The sequence below is a fragment of the Cellulomonas wangsupingiae genome (assembly GCF_024508275.1).
Classification (GTDB): Bacteria; Actinomycetota; Actinomycetes; order Actinomycetales; family Cellulomonadaceae; genus Cellulomonas; species Cellulomonas wangsupingiae.
Genome location: NZ_CP101989.1, coordinates 740,469 through 758,810, shown reverse-complemented (window position 1 = coordinate 758,810; position 18,342 = coordinate 740,469). Strand labels below are relative to the sequence as shown.

21 protein-coding genes are annotated in these 18,342 nt (G+C 75.5%); 5 read left to right on the top strand and 16 right to left on the bottom strand.

All coding sequences use genetic code 11. From position 1 onward, the window contains the following. Positions 1–21: 21 nt before the first annotated feature. The 16 genes from NP075_RS03640 to NP075_RS03565 all read right to left on the bottom strand — a co-directional run bounded on the left by NP075_RS03640 (position 22) and on the right by NP075_RS03565 (position 13,414). Positions 22–1,200: a flagellar hook protein FlgE gene (locus NP075_RS03640; RefSeq protein WP_227563901.1), complete on the bottom strand. Its 1,179-nt coding sequence runs from the start codon at positions 1,198–1,200 to the stop codon at positions 22–24. Positions 1,201–1,224: 24 nt separating this feature from the next. Beyond that, positions 1,225–1,740 carry a flagellar hook assembly protein FlgD gene (locus NP075_RS03635; protein ID WP_227563900.1) on the bottom strand — a complete coding sequence of 172 codons (516 nt, stop codon included), beginning with the start codon at positions 1,738–1,740 and terminating at the stop codon, positions 1,225–1,227. Between the two features lie 12 nt (positions 1,741–1,752). After that, entirely contained in the window at positions 1,753–3,123 is a 1,371-nt protein-coding gene (locus NP075_RS03630; RefSeq protein ID WP_227563899.1) for a flagellar hook-length control protein FliK, read from the bottom strand. Further along, on the bottom strand, positions 3,120–3,557 hold the full coding sequence (locus NP075_RS03625) for a flagellar export protein FliJ (RefSeq protein WP_227563898.1): 438 nt from the start codon (positions 3,555–3,557) through the stop codon (positions 3,120–3,122). Before NP075_RS03625 ends, NP075_RS03630 begins: the two co-directional genes overlap by 4 nt. Continuing rightward, entirely contained in the window at positions 3,554–4,891 is a 1,338-nt protein-coding gene (locus NP075_RS03620) for a FliI/YscN family ATPase (protein WP_227563897.1), read from the bottom strand. The genes NP075_RS03625 and NP075_RS03620 overlap by 4 nt, the downstream gene beginning before the upstream one ends. Continuing rightward, entirely contained in the window at positions 4,888–5,556 is a 669-nt protein-coding gene (locus NP075_RS03615; protein WP_227563896.1) for a FliH/SctL family protein, read from the bottom strand. Before NP075_RS03615 ends, NP075_RS03620 begins: the two co-directional genes overlap by 4 nt. Then, entirely contained in the window at positions 5,549–6,550 is a 1,002-nt protein-coding gene (gene fliG, locus NP075_RS03610; protein WP_227563895.1) for a flagellar motor switch protein FliG, read from the bottom strand. Before fliG ends, NP075_RS03615 begins: the two co-directional genes overlap by 8 nt. Further along, positions 6,547–8,148, bottom strand: coding sequence for a flagellar basal-body MS-ring/collar protein FliF (fliF, locus tag NP075_RS03605; protein ID WP_227563894.1), 1,602 nt, complete (start codon positions 8,146–8,148; stop codon positions 6,547–6,549). The genes fliG and fliF overlap by 4 nt, the downstream gene beginning before the upstream one ends. After that, positions 8,148–8,450 (bottom strand): flagellar hook-basal body complex protein FliE, encoded by a 303-nt coding sequence (fliE, locus tag NP075_RS03600; protein ID WP_227563893.1) that lies wholly within the window; start codon positions 8,448–8,450, stop codon positions 8,148–8,150. The genes fliF and fliE overlap by 1 nt, the downstream gene beginning before the upstream one ends. Continuing rightward, positions 8,450–8,845 (bottom strand): flagellar basal body rod protein FlgC, encoded by a 396-nt coding sequence (locus tag NP075_RS03595; RefSeq protein WP_227563892.1) that lies wholly within the window; start codon positions 8,843–8,845, stop codon positions 8,450–8,452. The genes fliE and NP075_RS03595 overlap by 1 nt, the downstream gene beginning before the upstream one ends. Beyond that, a complete protein-coding gene (locus NP075_RS03590; protein WP_227564060.1) occupies positions 8,845–9,186 on the bottom strand; it encodes a flagellar basal body rod protein FlgB in 342 nt (113 codons plus the stop codon). The genes NP075_RS03595 and NP075_RS03590 overlap by 1 nt, the downstream gene beginning before the upstream one ends. Before the next feature lie 164 nt (positions 9,187–9,350). Next, the gene (locus NP075_RS03585; RefSeq protein ID WP_227563891.1) at positions 9,351–9,701 is read right to left on the bottom strand and encodes a hypothetical protein; all 351 of its coding nucleotides are present in this window, start codon (positions 9,699–9,701) and stop codon (positions 9,351–9,353) included. A 5-nt stretch (positions 9,702–9,706) separates the two neighbouring features. After that, positions 9,707–10,132 (bottom strand): flagellar export chaperone FliS, encoded by a 426-nt coding sequence (locus NP075_RS03580; RefSeq protein ID WP_227563890.1) that lies wholly within the window; start codon positions 10,130–10,132, stop codon positions 9,707–9,709. 14 nt (positions 10,133–10,146) lie between these two features. Then, on the bottom strand, positions 10,147–11,514 hold the full coding sequence (gene fliD, locus NP075_RS03575; protein WP_227563889.1) for a flagellar filament capping protein FliD: 1,368 nt from the start codon (positions 11,512–11,514) through the stop codon (positions 10,147–10,149). 101 nt (positions 11,515–11,615) lie between these two features. Then, positions 11,616–12,467, bottom strand: a complete 852-nt coding sequence (locus NP075_RS03570) for a flagellin N-terminal helical domain-containing protein (protein ID WP_227563888.1) — start codon at positions 12,465–12,467, stop codon at positions 11,616–11,618. A 104-nt stretch (positions 12,468–12,571) separates the two neighbouring features. Further along, positions 12,572–13,414, bottom strand: a complete 843-nt coding sequence (locus NP075_RS03565) for a sigma-70 family RNA polymerase sigma factor (RefSeq protein WP_227563887.1) — start codon at positions 13,412–13,414, stop codon at positions 12,572–12,574. Positions 13,415–13,717: 303 nt separating this feature from the next. Here NP075_RS03565 and flgN point away from each other — a divergent pair, with 303 nt between their 5' ends. The 5 genes from flgN (at position 13,718) to NP075_RS03540 (ending at position 18,278) form a co-directional block, all read left to right on the top strand. Beyond that, positions 13,718–14,215: a flagellar export chaperone FlgN gene (gene flgN / locus NP075_RS03560; protein WP_227563886.1), complete on the top strand. Its 498-nt coding sequence runs from the start codon at positions 13,718–13,720 to the stop codon at positions 14,213–14,215. A gap of 7 nt (positions 14,216–14,222) precedes the next feature. Next, a complete protein-coding gene (flgK, locus tag NP075_RS03555) occupies positions 14,223–15,641 on the top strand; it encodes a flagellar hook-associated protein FlgK (RefSeq protein ID WP_227563885.1) in 1,419 nt (472 codons plus the stop codon). A gap of 5 nt (positions 15,642–15,646) precedes the next feature. After that, positions 15,647–16,546, top strand: coding sequence for a flagellar hook-associated protein FlgL (gene flgL / locus NP075_RS03550; RefSeq protein ID WP_227563884.1), 900 nt, complete (start codon positions 15,647–15,649; stop codon positions 16,544–16,546). Continuing rightward, a complete protein-coding gene (locus NP075_RS03545; protein ID WP_227563883.1) occupies positions 16,543–16,986 on the top strand; it encodes a flagellar assembly protein FliW in 444 nt (147 codons plus the stop codon). Before flgL ends, NP075_RS03545 begins: the two co-directional genes overlap by 4 nt. A gap of 83 nt (positions 16,987–17,069) precedes the next feature. Continuing rightward, positions 17,070–18,278 (top strand): EAL and HDOD domain-containing protein, encoded by a 1,209-nt coding sequence (locus NP075_RS03540; RefSeq protein WP_227563882.1) that lies wholly within the window; start codon positions 17,070–17,072, stop codon positions 18,276–18,278. Positions 18,279–18,342: the final 64 nt, after the last annotated feature.

Sequence of the window (18,342 nt, the reverse complement as noted above, 5' to 3'; positions counted from 1 at the left end):
TGGCCGTGATGCCGTCCACCGTCAGCGCTTGAGGTTGACCAGCTCGTTCAGCACCTCGTCGGACGTGGTGATGATGCGGGAGTTCGCCTGGAACCCGCGCTGCGCCACGATGAGGTTGGTGAACTCGCTCGACAGGTCGACGTTGGACATCTCGAGCGCGCCGCCGGCCAGCGACCCGCGCCCGCCCGTGCCGGCCGTGCCGACCTGCGGCTCGCCGGAGTTGACGGTCGTGCGGTACAGCGAGCCGCCCGCCTTCTCCAGGCCCGCCGGGTTGGTGAACGCACCGAGCGCGATCCGCCCGACGACCTGCTTGAGCCCGTTGCTGAACGCGCCGGTGATGGTGCCGTCGGCGCCGAGGGCGAACGACAGCAGCGTGCCCGCCGCCTGCCCGTCCTGCTCGACGGCCTGGGCGGTGTCGAGACCCGCGTAGCCGGTCATCGTCGTCAGGTCGACCTCGACGCCGCCGATCTGCAGGGACGTCGGCGAGGTGATCTTCCCGGCCGCGTCGAACGTGACGGGCTGGGACCCCTGGGTGTCGGCGCCGTCGGTCGCGGCCACGCCCCAGCCGGCCGTCGACTTCGTGAACGTCACGACGAGCGTGCGCTCCGTGCCGACCGCGTCGTACAGCTTCATCGTCAGGGACTTCGTCGTGCCGTCCGCGGCAGCCGAGTCGAGGTTGCCCTCGAAGGTCGCACGCCGCGACGCGACGGCCGCCATCGTCGTGCCCGCCGGCACGCGCAGGTCGGTCAGCTCGGAGTCGGTGTCGATCTCACCGTCGACCGCCGCCCAGCCCTGCACCAGCGCGCCGTCGCCCGGGAGCACCATCTGGCCGGTCGCGTCGAAGTCGAACGAGCCGGCGCGCGTGTAGAAGGTCTCGGTGCCCTTGCGCACGACGAAGAAGCCGTCGCCCTGCACCATCATGTCGGTGCTGCGGCCGGTGGTCTGCGCGGCGCCCTGCGTGAACGTCGTGGTGACGCCCGCGACGCGCACACCCAGGCCGACCTGCGCCGGGTTGGTGCCGCCGACGCCGTCCTGCGCGCCGCCGGCGTTGGTGAGCACCTGGCTCAGGGTGTCCTGGAACTGCACCTGCGAGGACTTGAAGCCGGTGGTGTTGACGTTGGCGATGTTGTTGCCGGTCACGTCGAGCATGGTCTGGTGGCTGCGCAGACCGCTGATGCCGGAGAAGAGCGAGCGGAGCATGGGGGTTCCCTTCGAAGGTCCGCGTCAGGCGGCGGGGGTGGCGGGGGCGGGGGTGTCCGTGCCCGCCGGTGGCGGGGTGGTCGGGGCGGGCGTGCTCGGGGAGGGCGAGGCGCCCGGGGTCGTGACGGCCGCGATCGCGTCGAGCCGCAGGTCCACGTCGCCGACGCGGACGGTCGGGACGGCGGACGCGTAGGACACGCCCGTGACGACGCCGGTGTGCGACGTGCCGTCCTCGTCCTCCCACCGGACCTCCTGGCCGACGAGGGCCGCGGCGGACGAGCGCATCTGCAGCGCGAAGGCCTCGCGCTGCGTGTCCGACAGCTCGACGAGCCGTTCCATCGTCGTCAGCTGCGTGGTCTGCGCCATGAGCTGGGACGTGTCCATCGGGCTGGTGGGGTCCTGGTAGCGCAGCTGGGTGACCAGCAGCTCCAGGAAGGCCTGCTTGTCGAGCGAGCCGCCGTCGGTGGCGGCGTCCGTCGACGTGCCGTCGGTGGTGGTCCGCGACGCGCCGTGCTGCGCGTAGGACGTGTCGATGCTCATGGGGCCTCCGCGTCAGACGACGAGGTCGAGCGCGCCGCGGCGCGCGGGTGGGGTCGGGTCGGTGGTCGGCGCGGGGACCGCGTCGGGGGTGGCGCGCGCGGGGCGTCCACCGGGCCGGTCGGGCGCCGGGCCGCCGCCGTCGCGTCCCGCCGGGTCGTGCGCACCGCGCTCGGGCCGTCCGCCGAGGCCCAGCTCGGCCTGCAGGCCCGCGGCCTGCAGGTCGCGCCGTAGGTCGGCGAGGGCGGCCCGCAGCGCGTCGCGCGCCGCGTCGCTCGCACCCACGAGGTCGAGGCGGACGACGTCACCGGTGATGTGCGCGACGACCCGCACCGGGCCGAGGTGCTCGGGGTCGATGGGGACGGTGAGCACGTGCCGGCCGGCACCGAGGCCGCCGACGGACCGCAGGCGCGCCCCGAGCTGCTCGGCGAGCGGCACCTCGGGCGTCGCGGGAGGTGCGACGGGCGGGGCCGTCGGTGCCGGTGCGGCCGACGGCGCGGGCGCGAGCGCGACGGCGGGCGCGGCGGTCGGCGGGACGGCGGGCGACGCGGCGGGAGTCGTCCGGGCGTCGGTCGGCAGCGGCGCGCCGCGCTCACCGGCGGTGGACTGGGCCGCGCCGGGATCGGCCGCGAGCGGCGCGGTGGCCGACGACCCCGCGGCGGGCTGCCCGTCGGCCGACGGCGCCTGCGCGGACGTGGACGTCGTGGTCGCGGACGTCGTGGTGGCGGTGGGCACGGACGGTCCGGCGGCGGACGGTGCTGCGACGGGCGTGCCTGCGTCCGGGAGCGACGCACCCGCGGCGGCACCCGGGGCGCCCGGCGCGGCGGCGGCGTGCGCCGCACCCGGAGCGATCGCGCCGACGGCGGCACCCGGGGCACCGGCGGAGGTGCCCGGGACGGACGGCGTGACGCCCTCGTCGGTCGTGGGCGCGACGGCGGCACCCGACGGGGCCGTCGGCGCTGCGGCGGTCGGGACGACGGAGGCGGCCTGGGCCGTCACGGCCGCCGGCGCGTCGGCCGGCGGCGGGGTGCCGAGGGCCGTGGGAGCACCGGCGGGGAGCGCGTCACCGTCGGGCGAGCCCTCCGACGCGCGGGCACCGCTGCGCGGGGTGACGGGGTCGGGACGGTCGGGACGGTCGGGACGCTCGGCGCGGTCGGGACGGTCCGGGCGGTCGGGGCGGTCGGCGCGCTCGAAGCGCTCCGTGCGGTCGGGACGGTCCGTGCGGTCGGGACGGTCCGGACGCTCGGCGCGCCCGTGCCGGTCCGCGCCGACGCGGGCCTCCTGCGCGCGCAGCACGTCGGCGAACGCGTCGCCGCCGGCCGCGCCGCGCGGGGCGTCGGGGGTGCGCGGCGGCAGCCCGGCGGGGGTCACGGCGGCGGTTCTCATGCGTCCTCCTCCGGGGAGACGGGGGTGGTGCTGCGCGACGCGACCTCGTCGAGCACGGCCTGCTCGGCCCGCTCGTCCTGCGCGCGCACCTCCACCTCGTGCTTGTCGCGCAGCCGCTCGACGGCGCGCGTGCGGATGCGCGCCGCGGTCCAGTCGCGCTGCCGCCCGCCCACCTCGTCCTGCGCGTGGCGCAGGGCCGCGGTGTCCTCGGTGAGCAGCGACGACAGCGCGATCCGCGCGGCGATCGCGGCCTGCCAGGCGGCCAGGTCGGCCTCGCCCGGCGCCCGCGAGCCGCCCAGGGCCTCGGCCGTGCGCGCGGCACGCTCCTGCGCGCTGCGCTCGCCGCGGCGCGCGGCGGCGAGCTCGGCGGCGGCGGTGTCCTCCGCCATCGCGCGCACGCGCAGCAGCCCGGCCAGCGGGAACGGTCGCCTCATGACTCCCCCATCCGCTGCACGAGCGCGCGCAGCCGCCCCCACGAGTCGGCGGCCCCCGCGCGCTCGTCCATCCCCTGCTGCAGGAACGCGTCGATCGCGCCCGCGTGCGTGACCGCCGTGTCGACGAGCGGGTTCGACCCCGCGACGTACGCACCGACGTCGATCAGGTCCTGCGCCTGGCGGCGCGCGGCCATCACCGCGCGCAGCCGCGCGGCGTCGGCGAGCTGGCGCGGGTCGCACACGCGCGACGCGACGCGCGAGACGGACCCGAGCGCGTCGACGGACGGGAAGTGCCCCGCGACGGCCAGCCGCCGGTCCAGCACGACGTGCCCGTCGAGGATCGAGCGGGCGGCGTCGGCGATCGGCTCGTTGTGGTCGTCGCCGTCCACGAGCACGGTGTACAGGCCGGTCACCGAGCCGGTGGGGCCCGTGCCGGCACGCTCGAGCAGGCGCGCGAGCAGCGCGAACGTGCTGGGCGGGTAGCCGCGGGTCGCGGGCGGCTCCCCGACGGACAGGCCGATCTCGCGCTGCGCCATCGCGACGCGGGTCAGCGAGTCCATCATCAGCACCGCGTGGCGTCCCTGGTCGCGCAGGTGCTCGGCGATGCGCGTGGCGACGAACGCCGAGCGCAGCCGCACCAGCGGCGGCTGGTCGGACGTCGCGACGACGACGACCGAGCGCGCCAGGCCCTCGGGCCCCAGGTCGTCCTCGAGGAACTCGCGGACCTCACGGCCCCGCTCGCCGACGAGCGCGATGACCGCGACCTCGGCCTCGGTGCCGCGCGCGATCATCGACAGCAGGCTCGACTTGCCGACGCCGGACCCGGCGAACAGCCCGAGCCGCTGGCCCCGGCCCGCCGTGACGAGCGTGTCGAGCACGCGCACCCCGAGCGGCATCGCCTCCGCGACGCGGGTGCGCTCCAGCGGGTGCGGCGCGGCCACGTCGAGCGCGACGCGGGCCTCGACGTCGAGCGGCCCGCGGCCGTCGATCGGCCGGCCCAGGCCGTCCAGGACGCGCCCCAGCAGCCCGGTGCCCACGGGGACGAGCAGCCCTTCGCCGTGCGCACGCACCGGCAGGCCGGCCCGCAGGCCGCGCGTGGGGCCGAGCGGCATGCAGCGGGTCGCTCCCCCGGCGGTCGCGACGACCTCGGCGGTGACCGCGTCGTCGCCGTCGCCGATCGTGACGAGCTCACCGACGGCCGCGGGCGTGCCCACGGTCTCGATCGACAGCCCGACGACGCCGCGCACGCGGCCGACCCGCACGGGCCGCGCCGCGCGCAGGGCGCGCAGCCAGCGCTCGTCGCGCACGTCCGGTGCCGCGTCGGTCGTCGTCATGACGCCGCCAGCGCGGCGCGGGCGCGGTCCACGGCACCGCGCAGGCGCGCGTCGAGCACCCCGTCGGCGTGCTCCGCGAGCGCGTCACCGGGCTCGAGCGTCGGGTCCGGGACCACCTCGAGGCCGGCGGGGGCGCCCCCGGCGGCGGCCAGTGCCGCCGCGTCGCGCGGGTGCAGCCGCACGACCGTGCCGTCGGGCAGGTCGGGCGCGTCGAGCACGCGGGCGAGGGCGGCGCGGGCCGCGGCGGACGCGTCCGCGAGCTCGACGCCCAGCAGGGCGGTCGCGAGCGCGAGCGCGGCCTCGTGCACCGTGGCGAGCGCGGTGGCCAGCACCGGCGCCTCGCGGGCGTCGAGCGCGCGTGCCGCGACGTCCAGCGCGGCGAGGGCCGCGGCGTGCTCGACCGCGCGCGCCTGCGCGGTGCGCGCCTGCTCGTCGGCGACCAGCTGCGCCTGCGCCGCCGCGTCCTGGGCGGCGAGGCGGGCACCGGCGGCGTACCCGGCGGCCCATCCGGCGGCGTGCGCCGCCCGGTCCGGCACGGCGGGGTGGTCGAGGCGCGCGAACGCGACGGGCCGCGCCTGCCCGTCGCCGGTCACGAGGGCGTCGGGGCGCGGCGCGAACCGGGAGGCCGGGTCGCGCTGGATCGGCACGAAGTCGAGGTCACGCAACGAGCTCGTCCTCACCCTCGCGCCGCACGACGATCTGGCCGGACTCCTCCAGGCCGCGGATGACCTGCACGATCGCCGCGCGGGCCTCCTCGACCTGCGACAGGCGCACGGGCCCGAGCAGCTCGATCTCCTCGACGAGGTTCTCGCGCGCACGGTCGGACATGTTCCGCAGGATCTTGTCCCGCACGTCCGGGCCCGAGCCCTTGAGGGCCTGCGCGAGCGTGCCGGTCTCGACCTGCCGCAGCACGAGCTGCACGGCACGGTCCTCGAGCAGCACGACGTCGCCGAACACGAACATCAGGGCACGCACCTGGTCGGCGAGCGCCTCGTCGCGGGCGGACAGGCCCTCGAGGATCGACTTCTCGGTCGCCGGGTCGGCGCGGTTGATGATCTCGACGAGCGGCTGCACCCCGCCGACGGCGGACAGCTCGCGCGGTGCGAGCACGGCCGACGCCTTGCGCTGCAGGGCCTCGGTGACCACGGCGACGACGTCGGGCGACGCGCGCTCCATGAGGGCGATGCGGTGCGCGACGTCGGCCCGCAGGTCCTCCGGCAGGCCGGCGAGGATCGCCGACGCGTGGTCGGGCCGCAGGTGAGCGAGCACCAGCGCGGTCGTCTGCGGGTGCTCGCCGTCGAGCAGCGAGACGACCTGGCGCGCGTCGGCCTGCTGCAGGAAGTCGAACGAGTGCCCGGCCATCGACGCCTGGAGGCGCTCGATCATGCCGGCCGCCTGCTCCTTGCCGACGGACGCCTCGAGCAGCTGCTGGGCGAACCCGAGGCCGCCGCCGAGGCCCGGCCCGATCTCGGCCGCGGCGTGGAACTCGTCGACGACCTCGTCCGCGAGGGACTGGTCCACGCGGTCGAGCCGCAGGATCTCGGAGGTCAGCTCCTCCATCTCGGTGACGTCGAGCTGTGCCATGACGCGCGCGGCGCGGTCCTTGCCGAGCTGCATGAGCAGCAGCGCGGCCTTCTGGCGGCCGGTGATGGTCGTCATCGCCGGGCCCCCGTCGTCATCCAGCCGCGCAGCAGCTCGGCGACCTGCTCGGGCTGCTCGTCGGCCAGCGTGGCGATCTCGGCGCGGCGCACGGCCGTCGCGTCCGGCGGGGCCGGCGCGACCGGGGCGGGCAGGGCGGGCAGGGCCTCGGGCTCGGGCCCGTCGAGCGGCGTGAGGGCGAGGGTGAGCTGACGGGCACGCTCGAGCTCGCCCAGGTCCAGCGCCTCGCGGCGCGCACGACGCGACCGCCGTCCGACGACGACCAGCACGATCACGACCAGCAGCACGATCGCGGCCGCGATCACGACCTCCCGCAGCAGCCCTTCGCGGGCCACGGCCTCGGCACGCTCGTCGGCGGCGGCCAGCGCCTCCTGCGCCGCCTGCGCGGACGTGGTGTCGAACTGCATGCGCTGCACGGACAGCGTGTCGCCGCGCTCGGTGTCGATGCCGGCGGCCGCCGCGACGGCGGCCTCCAGGTCGGCCATGACGAGGCCACCGGCAGCCTGCTGGTCCACGAGGACCGAGACCGACTGCCGCTGCAGCGCCCCCGGCGCGGACCGCGTGACCTCGGTGCTCTTGTTGACGGCGTTGGTCACGTCCTCGCTGGTCGAGCTGTACGTGCCGTCCTGCCGGGTGCCGTCCTCCCCCGCGTCCACGGCGTCCGGGCCGAGCACGCCGGTGGCGCCCGCGCCGCCGGTGCCCGTGTACTCCTCGGTCGTCGTGGACGCCGCGAGCGGCGGGGTGTCCGGCGTCGCGGTGAACTCCTCGGTCGTCCGCTCGGACTGCGACAGGTCGAGCACCGCGTTGACGGTCACGGTCGCGCGTCCGGCCCCGACGAGCCGGTCGAGCATGGCCTGCACCGCGCCGCCGACCCGCGCCTCGTGGTCGGCCGTGCGGGAGTCGGCCAGCGCGCCGCCCACCTCCGCGCCGACCGCCGACAGCACGGCACCGCTCGCGTCGACGACGGCCACGTCCGACGTCTCCATGCCGTCGACCCCGGCCGCGACGAGCTGCGTGACGGCCTGCACCTGGTCACCGCTGAGGCGGGCACCGGGGCGGGTGCGCACGAAGACCGAGGCCGTGGGGGCCGCGGCCTCCGCGACGAACACCGTCTCCTCCGGGATCGCCAGGCGGACCGTCGCGGCCTCGACCCCGTCGATGGCCGCGACCGTGCGCGACAGCTCCCCCTCGAGGGCCCGGCGGTACGTGGTCTCCTGCTGGAACTCCGACGCCGTCATCGGCATCTGGTCGAGCAGCGAGTAGCCCGCGCCGTCCGTGTCGGCGGGCAGCCCGGCGGCCGCGAGCCGCACCCGCTGCTCGTACACGACGGCCGCCGGCACCATGATCGTGGCGCCGCCGTCGGTCAGCTCGTACGCGACGCCGGCGGCGGTGAGCTCGTCGACGACCGCGCTCGCGTCCGCGCCGCCCAGCCCCGAGAACAACGGCACCAGCGCGGGGCGCGACAGCCAGCTCGTCAGCGCGATCGCGCCCAGCACGAGGGCCGCGACCGCGATGACCGCGAACGTGCGCTGCGCGAGCGTGAGCTGCCGCGCGGCCCCGGTGAGCCGGCCCCATGCGTCCTGCACCTGTGCGGGCATCAGACCTGCATCCTCATGATCTCGGTGAACGCCTCGACGGCCTTGTTCCGCACGGCGGCGGTGAGCTCGAGCGCCAGGGACGACTGCTGCGCGGCGATGGTGTAGTCGTGCACGTCGTCGAGGTCACCGGTGACGGCCCGCACGCCCAGCTCCTGGGACGTCGACTGCAGCTGCTGCAGCTGCTCGACCGACCCGAGGACGCCGGCGAACTGCGCTCCCCCGGTGGCCTCCGCGGGCCGCGCGGCGTCGAGGCCCGCGACGGGCAGGGTGGCGCTGACGGCGGCCACGGCTCCGACGCTCATCAGCTGCGCCCGATCTGCAGGGCGGCCTGGTACGACTCGGTGGCGCGCGAGACGACCGCGGCGTTCGCCTGGTAGCCGCGCTGCGCCATGATCATCTGCGTCATCTGCGACGTCATGTCGACGTCCGGGTGGCGCACGTAGCCGTCGGCGTCCGCGAGCGCGTGGTTCGGGTCGTGGACGAGCCGCCCTTCGGCGCTCCCGAAGGCGACGCCCGCGACGCGCACGCCGTCCTCGCCCGCCTTCTCCTGCGCCACGACGTACCGGGTCGCGAAGGCGTCCTCCGACGTGGCCACCACGGTGTTGGCGTTCGCGACGTTGTCGCTGATCGCGTCCAGCCACGTGCGCATCACGGTCATGCCGCTGCCCGCGGCGCCGATCGCCCCGAAGATCGTCATCAGCTCGTCCTCATCGCCGTGCGGACCGACGAGAAGGTGCCGGACATCGCCTGGGTGGCCACCTGGTAGCGCAGGTTGGTCTCGATCTGCAGCAGGGTCTCCGTGTCGAGGTCGACGTTGTTGCCGTCCTCGCGCGTCGCGCCGAGGGACCGCGTGACCGTGGCGGGCGCGGCGCCGTCGCCGCGCTCGACGGCACGCGTCAGCGCGTCCTCGAAGGCGACCTGACGCGCCCGGTAGCCGGGGGTCTGCAGGTTCGCGACGTTGTCCGCGCTCGCGCGCTGCCGCATCGCCAGCCCGTCCAGCGCGCTGTCGAGCGCGCGGACGCTGACGGAGTCGAACATGCCCATGCGGGCCACCTCACCGACACCTGTGGTACCTGGTCGGCCGATCCGTGGCCTGCTGCGCGAGCGATCCGTGCTCGTGGGGCCCATCGGCCGGGGGTGCCCGCGTGTGAGGGGTCCGGCGGCGCGGCCGTGACGGGTCACCCGTCCGGCCCAGCGCGGTCTCAGCCCTCGAGGTCCACGTAGACGGCGACGGCGTCGGGCCGGGCCCGCAGGGCGGCGGTCGCGGCCAGGTGGCGGCGCGAGACGGCGGCCTGCTCGGCGAGCCGCCGGGCCACGTCGAGCTGCCGCGCGTGCAGCGCGCGCGCACGGTCGAGCAGCGGCACCGGCAGCGGGCCGAGCCCGGCCGGCGGGTGCCACGTCGCCCGCACGGCGACCTCGGGCGGCGTGGGCAGGTGCGCGACGCGCAGCAGCTCCTCGGCGCGCTCGACCTCGATCTCCAGGTCGGCGAGCGCCTGCTCCCAGCGGGTGCGGAACCCGGCCTCGCCGACCGGGGGTGCCGCGACGGTGGTCATGAGGCTCAGCCGACGCCCAGCAGGCCGCCGGCGGCACCCGGCGCGGGGGTGGCCGCCGCCGGGGTCGTCAGGGCCTCCGCCGCGTCGTGCCACGTGCGCGCCAGCTCGGCGACGATGCCGCGGCAGCCCTCGACGCGGGCCGCGTCGCCGCTCGCCGACGCGCTGAGCAGCTCGGTGAGCAGCCACGTGTAGATCGCCAGCAGCTGCGGTCCGCCGTCCCACTCCTCGACGTCGAGGCTCGCGACGAGCTCGCTGACGATGTCGTGGGCGTGCGCGAGGTGCTGCGTCGCCTCGCCGCGGCGGCCGTCGGCCAGGGCCTGGGCCCCGCGCTCGACGTCGAGCAGCAGCCGGTCGGCCAGCATGGTCAGCAGCCGCGCCGGGCTCGCGGTCTGCACCGCGGCGGCGACGTACCTGCTCCGTGCGTCGTACATGGCGTCTCCCTCGGTCAGCTCGTCGGGTTGGGCGTGAGGTAGCTGGCGAGGTAGCTGGACTGCGACTGCAGCCCGGACAGCGTCGTCTCCAGCGCCGCGTACGTGCGCTCGAGCGTCAGGCGCCGCATCGCGAGCCGGTCGTCCCAGTCGGTGATGCGGTCGCCCAGGTCGCGCACGGCGTCCTGCTGCGCCCGGACGGCCAGCGCGATCGTGCCGCTGGTCGCGTCGGACGCGCCCTTCGCGACGTCGGCGAGCCGGGCGGCGACGCCCTGCAGCACGGTCGCGACCTGCTCGGGGTCCTTGGCCATGGCCGCGGCGAAGACGGTCTCGTCGAACGTGATCGCGCCCTCACGCGTCAGGACGAGGCCGACGTCCGACGGCGAGACACCACCGACCGGCATCGACGCCTGCGCGACGAGGTTCTGCTGCAGCAGCCGCACCGCGGTGTCGCCCGCGAACAGGCCGCCCGTGACGATCGTGCCGCCGTCGGCGGCCGTGGACGTCGTGGCCTTGGTGCGCGAGCCGATCTCCGACAGCACGGTCGTGAGGTTCGTGACCAGCCCCTGCGCGAGCGCCTTCGCCGCCTCCGGGTCGCGCGTGACCTCGAGCACCAGCGGCGCGGCGTCGGCCGCGGTGACCGCGGTGACCGTCAGGTCAACACCGGTCATGATGCCGGCGAACGTGTTGGACGCCGACGTGAGCGTCTGCTCGGAGGACGAGCCGGCGAAGAGCGTGATCGACGCGTCGGCCGCGGTGCGGACCGTGCCGAGCGCGAGCTGCGCCCCGTCCTGGGCGACGGTGAACGCGTGGGCGGCCCCCGTCTCGGTGCCGGTGAGCTGCAGGCGGTACGTGGTCTCGCCGGTCGGTGCGCCGGCGCCGTCGAGGACGTTCACCTTGACGGCGGTGGCGCGCACACCGGTCCCGGGCGCGTTGAACGCGTCGACCAGGTCCGGGACGGAGGCCGACGCGGCGGTGACCGTGACGCTCTGCCCGCCGCGCTGCACGGTGAACGTCGTGCCGGTGCCGTCGGCGGGCAGCTCGACGAGCGAGGCCTGCGACTGCGCGACCGCGTCGACCCGCACGCTCAGCGTGCCGACCTGCGCCCGCTCGCCGACGGTCGCGCTCGCACCCACGGTGCCGGTGGTGCCGGCCTGCGTCACGGCGGCCGTGACGGCCTGCCAGGACTGCGCCCTGCCCGCCTTGGCGGCGTGCTCGGCCAGGGAGGCGACCTTGGTGTTGAGCGCCTGCAGTGCGGTGACCAGCGAGGTCGCCGTCGACTTCTTCTGCACCAGCAGGGACTGCTGACCCGCCTGCAGCGAGATGAGGCTGTCGATCAGCGCCTTGGTGTCCAGCCCGCTGACGATGCCGTCGATCGCGGCCATGCGGCACTCTCCCGTCCGTGACTCGTGCAGGTGTGCGACCGGCGGTGGGCGTCTCGCGCCCACCGCCGGTCGAGGTGGTCACCTCGCGGTGACCGGGTGACTCACTGCAGGAGCTGCAGCACCGACTGCGGCAGGTTCTTGGCCTGCGCGAGCATCGCGGTGCCGGCCTGCGACAGGATCTGCGACCGCGTGAACTGCACCATCTCCTGCGCCATGTCCGTGTCGCGGATGCGGCTCTCCGACGCGGACAGGTTCTCGACCGCCACGTTGAGGTTGTTGATGGTGTGGTCGAAGCGGTTCTGGACCGCGCCGAGGCTCGAGCGCTGGTCGGAGACCTTCGTGATAGCTGCGTCGATGGCGATGATCGCGGCCTCTGCGCCGGACTGGGCCTCCGGGGCCGTGCGCGCGGTGGTGACGTCCAGCCCCTCGAGGTCCAGCCCGGCTTCCTTGGAGCTCATGTTTCCGATGACAAGGCTGATCTTGTCGTCAGGGGTGACGTTCGCACCGACCTGGAAGCTGGAGGTGTAGGTGCCGTCCAGGAGGTTGGTGCCGTTGAACTCGGTCGTGGCGGAGATGCGGTCGAGCTCGGTCGTGAGCTCCGTGATCTCCTTCTGGATGTTGCCCTTGGCGTCGGCCGACAGGCCACCGTCGTTGGCCGCCTGCACCGACAGCGTGCGCATGCGCTGCAGGATCGAGTGCGTCTCGGTGAGCGCGCCCTCCGCGGTCTGGACGACGGAGATGCCGTCCTGCGCGTTGCGCACGGCCTGCTTGGTGCCGGAGATCTGCGCGCGCAGACCCTCGGAGATCGCCAGGCCGGCCGCGTCGTCGGCGGCGCGGTTGATGCGCAGGCCCGACGAGAGCTTCTCGAGCGACTTGCCCAGGTCGTTCTGCGTGGTGGAGAGGTTGCGGTACGAGTTGAGCGCCGCGATGTTGTTGTTGATCGACAGACCCATGATCTGTTCCTCCTGGAGTCGGGTCAAAGGCGGCCCATCCGTGGGCACATCCGACCCATCGGGAGGGGGGTCGCGGTTCTGAGGGGTCTGCGGGACCGACTTCGTCAGGCGGTGTGCCAGTGCAGGACGCGCGCCTCGGGAGACGTGCGCTGCGTCGGCAGCGAGCTCAGCGCGGCGCGCGACGCGACCGCGGCGTAGTACGCCTGGCGGCGGCGCTCGGCGACGCCCTCGGGGCGCTCGGCCTCGGCCAGCAGGTCGGGGTCGAACGCGGAGTTCAGGCCGTCGCGCAGCAGCGCGAGACCTTCGGTGCGCAGCTGGCTGATCCGCGACTGCGTGACGCCGAGCTCGGTCGCGAGGTCGGCGATCGAGCGGTCCTCGAGGTAGAGGCCCGCGATGACGCCCTGCAGGCGCTCGGGCAGCTCCTGCACGGCGGCGTGCAGCCAGTGCGTCCGCTCGGCGGCCAGCACGTGCTCCTCGGGCGTGCGGGCCTCGTCGCGCACGCCGTCGGCGGCGTCGACGCCGGGGACGTCGAGGGACATGACGCGGCGCTCGGCGTCGGCGCGCGTGGCGTCGACGGCGCTGACCGTGACGCCGAGCGTCTGGGCGAGCTCGCTGCGCGTGGGGGTACGTCCCAGCTCGGTGCGCAGGCGCTCGGTGGCGGCGTCGAGCTCGCGGCCGCGCCGGCGGGTGCCGCGGGTCGCCCAGTCCATCGAGCGCAGCTCGTCGAGCAGCGCGCCCTTGATCCGCAGCGACGCGTAGCGCGCGAACGGCACGTTGGTCGACGGGTCGTACGCCCGCGCGGCCAGCACCAGGGCCAGCGCCCCGGCGGACGCGAGCTCGTCGCGGCTCACGCTGGGCGGCACGCGGTGCAGCAGCTCGGACACGTTGTAGCCCACGAGCGGCAGGTGCTCGACCACGAGCTCGGTGACGTCGGATTTCACACTCACCAGTAGGTTCTCGGCTCCCGCCGCCACGGGATTGAGCCTGGACGAACGTCCAGGTCAGCGGGCGGGAAGCGCTTGCGCTCCGGTACGCCCGGAAGGGTACGAACGAAAGTGTGCGAACCCGCCCGCTTCCGACCGCGGACTTCACCCGCTCCTCACCCCGGGCAGCGACGCACATCACACCGCCTCCTCTCCGATCGCCGCACACGGACGTGCGTGAATCGGTCAGGACCGTGCCGAGGTGGCCGATAGGCAGGTCGACGACGCCGGTGCACCCGCACCGGCCATGACGGAGGTGACCGACCGGTGGACCCCAGGCTCGCCCTCGAGCAGCTGTCGGACGTCCTGTGGCGCGAGCGCCACCTCCTCGAGCTGCTGCTGTTCAAGCTGGAGGAGGAGCAGCTCGTCCTCGGCTCGGGCCGCACGCGGTGGCTCGGCCACGCGACGCGCGAGGTCGAGGCCGTCCTCGACGAGATCCGCGGCGCCGAGCTCGGCCGCGCCGTCGAGGCCGACGAGGTCGCGCGCACCCTCGGGGTGCAGCCGGGCGCCGGCCTCGCCGAGCTCGCCGCGCACGCCCCCGCCCCGTGGGACGACCTGCTACGGGCCCACCGCGACGCGTTCGCCTCCCTCACCGCGGAGATCTCGGCGCTCGCCGACGGCAACCGCGAGCTGCTCGCCGTCTCGCACCGCGCCGCGCAGGAGACCCTGCTGTCGCTGCACGAGACCGTGCAGACGTACGACGGTCACGGGCAGCGCACGAGCGCGCCCGACACCCACGCCCACCTCGTCGACCGGTCGATCTAGGAGAACCGTGAGCACCTTCTCCGGAGTCGGGACCGCGCTGAGCTCCCTCATCGCCCAGCGCCAGGCCCTCGACGTCTCCGCCCAGAACATCGCCAACGCCAACACCGTCGGCTACACCCGCCAGCGCATCTCGCTGACGTCCGTGCCCGCACAGAGCGTCCCGTCGATGTTCGCGACCTCCGACGGCGTCGGCCAGGGCACCCGCAGCGCGGGCGTCGCGCGGCTCGGCGACGTCTTCCTCGACGCCAAGGTCCGCGCCGCGAGCGGCAACGCCGCGTTCCTCGCCGCCCGCGCCGAGGCGCACTCCACGCTCGAGAGGAGCCTGGGCGAGCCGGCGGCGACCGGCCTGTCCGGTCTGCTGTCGGACGTGTGGGCGGGCTGGGCGGACGTCGCCAACGGCTCGGACCGCGAGGCCGCGCGGGCCGTGCTGCTCGAGCGCAGCAACGCGGTGGCCACCGGGCTGCACACCCTGTACGCCGACGCGCGCACCCAGTGGCAGCAGGCCCGCACCACCACCGTCGCCCTCGTCGACCGCGTCAACACCGCGGCCGCGTCGGTCGCCGACCTCAACGAGAAGATCCTCGCGATCGAGAACTCCGGCGGCGTGGCCCACGAGCTGGCCGACCAGCGCGACCTGCTCGTCACCGAGCTGTCGTCGCTCGTCGGCGCCACGGCCCGCGTCCGTCAGGACGGCCAGGTCGACGTGCTGGTGGGCGGCAGCTCGCTCGTCACCGGCGACGACGCCAGCGAGCTCGCGGTGTCCGGCGCCACGTCGTTCGCGCAGGCGACCGCCGGCGAGGCGGTCGGCGTGGTCTGGGCGCGGCTGCCCGACCGTCCGGCGGGCATCGACGGCGGACGCGTCGCCGGGCTGCTGTCCGTCCTCGCACCCGCCGGCGACGGCGGCCTGCTGACGGGCGCCGCCGCCCGGTACGACGAGATCGCGACCGAGCTCGCCGCGCAGGTCAACGACGTCCACGCGACCGGGGTCACCCCGACCGGGGACCCGGGAGGCGCGTTCTTCACGTTCACCGCCGGCCAGCCGGCCGCGCTCGGCCTCACGGTCGCGCTGACCGGCGCCGACCAGGTCGCCGCCGGCGCGCCCGGTCAGGGCGAGTACGACGGCTCGGTCGCGGCGCAGCTCGCCGCGCTCGGGACGGCGGCCGAGGGCCCCGACGCCCGCTGGCGCGCGGTCGTCACCGACCTCGGCGTGCAGACGGCGAGCGCGGCGTCCCGCAGCAAGGTGGCCGGGACGATGCTCACCGCCACCCAGGACCAGCAGCTCGCCAACGCGTCCGTCGACATCGACGAGGAGACCGTCAACATGCTCGCCTACCAGCGCGCGTACGAAGGAGCGGCACGGGTGCTCACCGCGATCGACGAGATGCTCGACACCCTCATCAACCGCACCGGCGTCGTGGGGCGGTGACGGCGATGGTCTCCCGGGTCACCCACACCACGGTCCAGCGCTCGACGCTGGCGAACCTCCAGGCCAACCTCGCGGCCGCAGCGCGGCTGCAGGAGCAGATGTCCAGCGGCAAGCGCATCTCCAAGCCGTCGGACGACCCTGCCGGCGCGCACGACCTGCTGCGCCTGCGTGCGGACCAGCGGGCGAACACCCAGTACCTGCGCAACGCCGAGGACGGCGACGCGTGGCTCGCGACCGTGGACGGCGCCATGGGCGGCGTCCTCGCAGGCCTGCGCAGCGCGCGCGACCTCGCGGTGCGGGCCGGCAGCGGCGCGCTGAGCCCCGACGCCCGCGAGGCGCTCGCCGCCGAGGTCGAGGCCCGCCGCGACGAGCTGCTGCAGCAGGCCAACACCACCTACTCGGGCCGCCACGTCTTCGCCGGCACGAGCGCCGGAGACGCGTTCACGGCCGACTCGACGACCACACCCCCCACGTACACGTGGCACGGCACCGGCACCCCGGTGACGCGCCAGGTCGGCGCGGAGAGCAAGGTGCGCGTCGACGCCGACGGCAGTGCCGTCTTCGGGGTGGGCGCCGGGTCCGCGTTCGCGGTCCTCGACGCGCTCGCCGCGTCGATCCGCTCGGGCAGCACCGACATGTCGGCGGACATCGACGCGATCGACGGCCGCATGTCCGCGGCGCTCGAGCAGGTGGCGTCCGTCGGCGCCCGGCACTCCCAGGTGCTCGCCGCGCAGGACGTGCTGGCCGACCGGTCCGTCACCCTCACGCAGCACGTCTCCGGCATGGAGGACGTCGACCTCGCCGAGATCATCCTGCAGGTGCAGTCCCAGGAGGTCGCCTACCGGGGAGCCCTGGGGGCAGCCGCCAAGGTGCTGCAGCCGTCGCTCCTGGACTTCCTGCGATGAGCGCCGCCGTTCCCGCGGTAGCCGTGACCGTCACCACGCCCGCCGGTCCGCGGCAGGTGCCCGCCGTGCTGCGCGCGGCAGCCGAGCTGCCGGGCCTGCCGGGCCACGACGAGTTCGAGCTGCAGCCGCTGGACGACACCGGCGTGCTGTTCGCGCTGCGCTCCGCACCGGCGGGCGGACGCCCGGTCCGGCTGTTCGTCGTCGAGCCGCGCACGTTCTTCCCCGACTACGCCCCGGCGCTGCCGTCCGACGCCCTCGACGTGCTCGGCGCGGCGCCCGACGCCGCCACGACGCTCCTGGTCGTCGTGCACCCCGCGGACGACGACCGCACGGCGCCGACCGCCAACCTGCTGGCACCGATCGTCGTGGACCCTGCCACCGGCCGGCTCGCCCAGGTCGTCCTCGACGACGAGCACCCGCTGCGGGCACCGCTGGGCTGAGGCCCCGCGACCCGGCGCTCGCACCCCGCGGTGCGACGAGGACCGGGTCACCCCGTACCACCGTCACACCCTGGAGGAACCCCGTGAGCAGCCTGGCACCGAGCACGCGTCACGGTGCGACGATCCACCGCCAGCCCGTCGTGCACCCCGACCGCAGCGTGTTCGCCTATGCCGTGCGCGGCGTCGTCCCCGGCGAGGGCGGACAGCCCGTGGCCGAGGAGCTGGTCGAGCACGTCGTCGACGCCGTGTACCGCACGGTCGACCTGTCCCGGGTCGCGGGGAGCCGGCCGCTGATCGTGCGCGCCACCCACCAGATGCTCACGTCCACCGAGCCCGAGCTCGACGCACCCCACGGGCTCGTCCTCGAGGTGCCCGCCGCCCACCAGTACGCGCCCGGCGCCACCGGCCGGCTCACCGCCCTGGCGGAGTCCGACGTGCGCGTCGCGCTCGGCGACTACGTGGGCGACCCGGCCCAGGACGCGCTGCTGCCGTACGCGCAGATGGTCAAGATCGACGCACGCCTGCCCGCCGCGCAGCTCGACGACCTCGTGCGGCGCGCCGCGGGCGCGGGGACCATCGTGCTCGCCGAGCAGGCGACGTCGCGCGAGCGCGTCGGTGCCGCCCTGGAGGCCGGTGCCGAGCTGCTGCAGGGCCCGCTGGTACTGCCACGTCAGCAGACCGACGCGCAGCGGCCGCTCGGCGCGGGCGAGGTCCAGTGCTTCGAGCTGCTGCGCCAGCTCGCCGGGCGGGACCCGGACCCGAAGGAGTACACCCGGACCGTCGCGAGCGACGCCGAGCTGACGATGCGCGTGCTGCACCTGGTCAACTCCTCGGCCGCGGGCGTCCGGCACAAGATCGACTCGGTGCAGCAGGCCGTCATGCTCGTGGGGCCGCGGCAGCTCGGTGCCATCGCCACGGCGTCGCTGGTCGGCGCGACGCCGACGTCGCTGGAGAGCCTGTGGTTCCTGCTCACCCGGGCGCACACGTGCGCGGCGCTGTCGGGGGACGACACGGGGTACACCGTGGGCCTGCTCTCCGCGGCAGCCGCGCACCTGCAGGTCGACGCGTCGCGCGTCGTGTCCCGCACGGGCGTCTCCACGGCCGTGGCGGACGCGCTTGAGCACGGCACCGGCCCGTACGGCCCGGTGCTGGCCGCCGTGGTCGCGCAGGAGGCGAGCGACACCGACGCCGTCGCCGCCACCGGGCTGGACCCGTACGAGGTCGGCCGGGAGTACCTGGACGCCGTGCCGCGCGCGCTGTCCCTGGCGAGCCGGCTCACCGCGGCCGCGTAGCGCTCCCGGCGGCACGTGGCCCGGGAGGGCCGTGCCACCCGGTAGCCTGCGCGCGCCCCGACAC

Excerpts from the sequence above, each read along its gene's own strand:
- fliE (WP_227563893.1), bottom strand. The coding sequence starts at position 8,450 with ATGAGCGTCGGAGCCGTGGCCGCCGTCAGCGCCACCCTGCCCGTCGCG.
- NP075_RS03630 (WP_227563899.1), bottom strand. The coding sequence starts at position 3,123 with ATGAGAACCGCCGCCGTGACCCCCGCCGGGCTGCCGCCGCGCACCCCC.
- NP075_RS03640 (WP_227563901.1), bottom strand. The coding sequence starts at position 1,200 with ATGCTCCGCTCGCTCTTCTCCGGCATCAGCGGTCTGCGCAGCCACCAG.
- NP075_RS03620 (WP_227563897.1), bottom strand. The coding sequence starts at position 4,891 with ATGACGACGACCGACGCGGCACCGGACGTGCGCGACGAGCGCTGGCTG.
- NP075_RS03580 (WP_227563890.1), bottom strand. The coding sequence starts at position 10,132 with ATGTACGACGCACGGAGCAGGTACGTCGCCGCCGCGGTGCAGACCGCG.
- NP075_RS03545 (WP_227563883.1), top strand. The coding sequence starts at position 16,543 with ATGAGCGCCGCCGTTCCCGCGGTAGCCGTGACCGTCACCACGCCCGCC.
- NP075_RS03595 (WP_227563892.1), bottom strand. The coding sequence starts at position 8,845 with ATGACGATCTTCGGGGCGATCGGCGCCGCGGGCAGCGGCATGACCGTG.
- flgL (WP_227563884.1), top strand. The coding sequence starts at position 15,647 with ATGGTCTCCCGGGTCACCCACACCACGGTCCAGCGCTCGACGCTGGCG.
- NP075_RS03585 (WP_227563891.1), bottom strand. The coding sequence starts at position 9,701 with ATGACCACCGTCGCGGCACCCCCGGTCGGCGAGGCCGGGTTCCGCACC.
- NP075_RS03570 (WP_227563888.1), bottom strand. The coding sequence starts at position 12,467 with ATGGGTCTGTCGATCAACAACAACATCGCGGCGCTCAACTCGTACCGC.
- fliF (WP_227563894.1), bottom strand. The coding sequence starts at position 8,148 with ATGCCCGCACAGGTGCAGGACGCATGGGGCCGGCTCACCGGGGCCGCG.
- NP075_RS03635 (WP_227563900.1), bottom strand. The coding sequence starts at position 1,740 with ATGAGCATCGACACGTCCTACGCGCAGCACGGCGCGTCGCGGACCACC.
- NP075_RS03590 (WP_227564060.1), bottom strand. The coding sequence starts at position 9,186 with ATGTTCGACTCCGTCAGCGTCCGCGCGCTCGACAGCGCGCTGGACGGG.
- fliD (WP_227563889.1), bottom strand. The coding sequence starts at position 11,514 with ATGGCCGCGATCGACGGCATCGTCAGCGGGCTGGACACCAAGGCGCTG.
- NP075_RS03625 (WP_227563898.1), bottom strand. The coding sequence starts at position 3,557 with ATGAGGCGACCGTTCCCGCTGGCCGGGCTGCTGCGCGTGCGCGCGATG.
- fliG (WP_227563895.1), bottom strand. The coding sequence starts at position 6,550 with ATGACGACCATCACCGGCCGCCAGAAGGCCGCGCTGCTGCTCATGCAG.